This is a genomic window from Streptomyces yokosukanensis, from assembly GCF_001514035.1.
Taxonomy (GTDB): domain Bacteria; phylum Actinomycetota; class Actinomycetes; order Streptomycetales; family Streptomycetaceae; genus Streptomyces; species Streptomyces yokosukanensis.
Window position 1 is genome coordinate 11,195 of the sequence record NZ_KQ948247.1, and the last position, 4,699, is coordinate 15,893.

At 76.3% G+C, this 4,699-nt stretch carries 1 protein-coding gene; it reads left to right on the forward strand.

Features of this window, described 5'->3' with window-relative positions:
• Positions 1-4,699: type I polyketide synthase (locus AQI95_RS46035; RefSeq protein ID WP_159056734.1), on the forward strand; the 4,699-nt coding region annotated here is incomplete at both ends.

Consider the following 4,699-nt stretch of genomic DNA (forward strand, 5'->3'; position numbering starts at 1 on the left):
TGTCCACGGCGTCCGCGTCGACTGGACCGCCTTCTACGCGGGCACCGGCGCCCGCCGCGTCGACCTGCCGACCTACGCCTTCCAGCGGCAGCGCTACTGGCCGGCTCTCTCCTCGTACTACCTCGGGGACGTCGAGGCGATCGGCCTCGACGACACCGCCCACCCGCTCCTCACCGCCGGTGTCGCCCTGCCCGACTCCGACGGCATGGTCTTCGCAGGGCGCCTCGCCCTGTCCACCCACCCCTGGCTGGCCGACCATGCCATCCTCGGCAGCGTCCTGCTGCCCGGCACGGCCTTCGTGGAGCTCGCGACCCGCGCCGGTGACCAGCTCGGCTGCGATCACCTGGAAGAGCTGACCCTTGAGGCGCCGCTCGTCCTTCCCGAGCGCGGCGGCGTCCAACTGCGCGTCCGGGTCGGCGCCGACGACGGGACCGGCCGCCGCGCGTTCGCCCTGCACTCCCGTGTCGAGGGCGCAGCGGAGGAGCCCTGGACCCGGCACGCCGCCGGTTTCCTCGCCCAGGACGCCCGCCCCGCCGCGGACTTCGACCTGACCGCCTGGCCCCCGGCCGACGCCACCGAGATCCCGCTCGACGGCCGCTACGACGCCCTCGACGGCATCGGCTTCGCCTACGGACCCACCTTCCGCGGTCTGCGTACGGCCTGGCAGCTCGGCGGAGCCGTCTACGCCGAGGTCGCCCTGCCGGAGGGCGCCGAGGACCAGGCGGGCCGCTTCGGCCTGCACCCCGCACTGCTCGACGCGGCCCTGCACGCCATCGGGCTCGGCGGCATCGGCGCCGACGACGGCCAGGGGCGGCTGCCCTTCGCCTGGTCCGGGGTCTCGCTGTACGCGGGCGGGGCGAGCGCACTGCGCGTCCGCCTCACCCCCGCAGGGGCCGAGGGCGTCCGGCTGGAGATCGCCGACGCCTCCGGCGCGCCCGTCGCGGCCGTCGAGTCCCTCGGACTGCGCCCGGTGACCGCCGACCAGCTGCGGGCCGCCCGCGCCACCTACCACGAGTCGGTGTTCCGCCAGCAGTGGACCGAGCTCACCGGCCTGACCGCCCCGGACCAGGCCGCCCCGGCCGCACACGTTCTCCTCGGCGCGGCCGACCTGGCCGCGCTGGGTGCGGCGGCCGACGCGGGGACCGCCGTACCGGAGGAGGTCTTCTTCCACCTCGCCCCAGCGCCCGCCCCGCTCACCCCGGAGGCCGTGCACGCCGTCGCACACCAGATGCTGACGTTTGCTCAGGAATGGCTGGCCGACGACCGGTTCGCCGCCTCCCGACTGGTGGTCGTCACCCGCGGCGCGGTCGCCGCGGCACCGGGCGAGGACGTGACGGACCTGGCCGGCGCCACCGCCTGGGGCCTGCTGCGGTCCGCCCAGACCGAGAACCCGGGCCGGATCGCCCTCGTCGACGCGGGCCCGGCCGAGGACCGCGACGCGCTGCGCCGCGCGCTCGCCGCGGCGCAGGAGGAGCGCTTCGCCCTGCGCGACGGCGCCGTCCTCGTCCCGCGCCTCGCCCGCGTCGAGACCGGGCGGGACGGCGGCACCGCCTCCGGAGCCGCCGACGGTGCCGGCGCCTCCGGCCGGACCGCTGCCTTCGGGCCCGAGGGCACCGTGCTGATCACCGGCGCCACCGGCGGCCTCGGCCGCCTCGTCGCCCGGCACCTGGCCACCGTCCACGGGGTCCGCCGTCTGCTCCTCGTCGGCCGCCGCGGCGCCGACGCACCCGGCGCGGCCGAACTGGCCGCCGAACTCGCCGAGTCCGGCGCCGAAGCCACCTGGGCCGCCTGCGACGTGGCCGACCGGGACGCCCTGGCAGCGCTGCTCGCCGGGATCCCGGCCGACCAGCCGCTGACCGCGGTCGTCCACGCCGCCGGCGTCCTCGACGACGGCGTCGTCTCCTCGCTGACCCCCGAGCGGCTGTCCGCGGTGCTCCGCCCCAAGGCGGACGCCGCCTGGCACCTGCACGAGCTGACCCGCGGCACGGACCTGTCCGCCTTCGTGCTCTTCTCCTCCACCTCGGGCCTCTTCGGCGGCCCCGGCCAGGCCAACTACGCGGCCGCGAACTCCTTCCTGGACGCCCTCGCCCAGCACCGCCGCGCCCAGGGCCTGCCGGCCGCCGCCCTCGCCTGGGGCCTGTGGTCCGCCGCCGACGGCATGGCAGGCTCCCTCGACGCCGCCGACGTCAACCGGATGCGCCGGGCCGGACTGCCTCCGCTGACGGTCGCCGAGGGCCTGGAGCTGTTCGACACCGCGACCGGCCTCGACGACGCGGCCGTCGCCCTCATGCGGGTCGACACCGACGCCCTGCGCCCGCAGGCCGCCGCGGGCACCATCGCCCCGCTGCTGCGCGGCCTGGTCCGCGGCGTCGCCCGCCGCACCGCCGCCCCCGCAGCCGCCGCCGGTGCCGAGCCCGAGCTGCGGGCCCGCCTGGCCGGACTGTCCCCGGCCGAACGGGACCGGGCCCTGCTGGACCTGGTCCGTACGCAGGTCGCGGCCGTCCTCGGCCACGCCGGCCCCGCGGCCGTGGAGTCGGGGCGTGCTTTCAAGGAACTGGGCTTCGACTCGCTCACGGCGGTGGAGCTGCGCAACCGCCTGAACGCCGCCACCGGTCTGCGCCTGCCCGCCACGCTGATCTTCGACTACCCGGACCCGACCGTCCTCGCCCGCCACCTGCGCACCGAACTGGTCGACGACACCGGCCCGGACGCCGCAGCGGCCCTCACCACCGGTACCGGCAGCGCCGCCGCCACCGATGACGAGCCCATCGCGATCGTCGCCATGAGCTGCCGCTACCCCGGTGACGTCCGCACCCCCGAGGACCTCTGGACGCTGCTGACGGCCGGTCAGGACGGCATCACCCGGCTGCCCGAGAACCGCGGCTGGGACACCGAGGCCCTCTACCACCCCGACCCCGAGCACCCGGGCACCTCCTACGCCCGCGAGGGCGGATTCCTGCACGACGCCGCCGAGTTCGACGCCGCGTTCTTCGGGATCTCCCCCCGCGAGGCCCTCGCCATGGACCCCCAGCAGCGGCTGCTGCTGGAGACCACCTGGGAGGCCTTCGAGCGGGCCGGGATCGCCCCGTCCTCGGTGCGCGGGAGCCGTACGGGCGTGTTCGCGGGCGTCATGTACCACGACTACGGGGCCCGCCTGCACGCGGTGCCCGACGGTGTCGAGGGCTACCTCGGCACCGGCAGCTCCAGCAGCATCGTCTCCGGCCGCGTCGCCTACACCTTCGGCCTGGAGGGGCCCGCGGTCACCGTCGACACAGCCTGCTCCTCCTCCCTGGTCGCCCTGCACCTCGCGGCGCAGGCGCTGCGGGCGGGGGAGTGCAGCCTCGCCCTCGCGGGCGGCGTCACCGTGATGTTCACGCCGGGCACCTTCATCGAGTTCAGCCGCCAGCGCGGCCTCGCCGCCGACGGCCGCTGCAAGTCCTTCGCGGCCGCCGCCGACGGCACCGGCTGGGGCGAGGGCGCGGGCATGCTCCTGCTGGAGCGGCTCTCCGACGCCCGCCGCAACGGCCACCCCGTCCTGGCCGTCGTCCGCGGCTCCGCCGTCAACCAGGACGGCGCGAGCAACGGTCTCACCGCCCCCAACGGGCCCTCGCAGCAGAGGGTCATCCGCCAGGCCCTCGCGAACGCCGGCCTGACCGGCGCAGACGTCGACGTCGTCGAGGCCCACGGCACCGGCACCACCCTCGGCGACCCCATCGAAGCCCAGGCCCTGCTGGCCACGTACGGCCGCGACCACCACGAGGACCGGCCGCTGCTGCTCGGCTCCGTGAAGTCCAACCTCGGCCACACCCAGGCCGCCGCCGGTGTCGCCGGCGTCATCAAGATGGTCATGGCGATGCACCACGGCGTCGTCCCCAAGACCCTCCACGTCGACGAGCCGACCCCGCACGTCGACTGGTCCGCGGGCGCGGTGTCCCTGCTCACCGAGCAGGTCGCCTGGCCCGACACGGACCGGCCGCGCCGCGCGGGCGTCTCCTCCTTCGGCATCAGCGGCACCAACGCCCACGCCGTCATCGAACAGGCCCCGGACACCCCGGCCGCCGGCGTCGACCCGGAGCCGGCGACGGCGCAGTCCCCGTACGTCCCGGTCCTGCTGTCGGCCCGCGGCCCGGACGCCCTGCGCGCCCAGGCCCGTCGCCTGCACACCCACGTCCACACCGGCACCGGCCCGAGCCCCGCCGACCTCGCCCTGTCCCTGGCGACCACCCGCTCCGCACTGGAGCAGCGCGCCGCGCTCGTCGTGGCCGACCGTACGGAGCTGCTGCGCGGCCTGGACGCCCTCGCCCGCGGCGAGGACACGGCCGGGCTGGTGCGGGGCACCGCACGCGAGGGCCAGACCGCGTTCCTGTTCACCGGCCAGGGCAGCCAGCGGCTCGGTATGGGCCGCGAACTGTACGACACCCACCCGGCGTTCGCCGCCGCCCTCGACGAGGTCTGCGCCGAACTCGACCGGCATCTCGAACTTCCGCTCAAGGACGTGTTGTTCGGGACCGACACGGCCCTGCTCGACCGGACCGAGTACGCCCAGCCCGCCCTGTTCGCCCTCGAGACGGCCCTGTTCCGGCTGCTGGACGGCTGGGGCCTGCGCCCCGACGTCCTGGCCGGGCACTCCATCGGTGAGATCACCGCCGCGCACGTCGCGGGCGTCCTCTCCCTCCAGGACGCCGCCGAACTGGTCGTC